Source organism: Vallitalea maricola (assembly GCF_036985595.1).
GTDB lineage: Bacteria > Bacillota > Clostridia > Lachnospirales > Vallitaleaceae > Vallitalea > Vallitalea maricola.
This window is the reverse complement of sequence record NZ_BTPU01000274.1, coordinates 1-247: the sequence shown is the minus strand read 5'-3', so window position 1 is coordinate 247 and position 247 is coordinate 1. Positions and strand designations below refer to the sequence as shown.

At 44.1% G+C, this 247-nt stretch carries 1 protein-coding gene; it reads left to right on the top strand.

What is annotated here, in order from left to right; translation table 11 throughout:
- A partial coding sequence (locus tag AACQ14_RS24825; protein WP_353514036.1) for a TonB-dependent receptor plug domain-containing protein occupies positions 1–247 on the top strand: 247 nt, incomplete at both ends.

Genomic DNA, 247 nt, shown 5'->3' with positions numbered 1-247 from the left:
CGAAGATTTACCCGTTCCTGTTGATATTTTATCTGCAGAAGCATTAGCTAATACCGGCCAAACAGAAGTTGGTCGAATGTTACAAGCCATAGCCCCATCATTTAACTTCTCTAGCTCATCTATCAGTGATGGTACCGATGCCCTACGTCCAGCAACTTTACGAGGTCTAGGACCCGATCAGACCCTTGTATTGATAAATGGTCGTCGTCGTCATCAAGCCAGTTTAATTCACATCAACACATCCGTT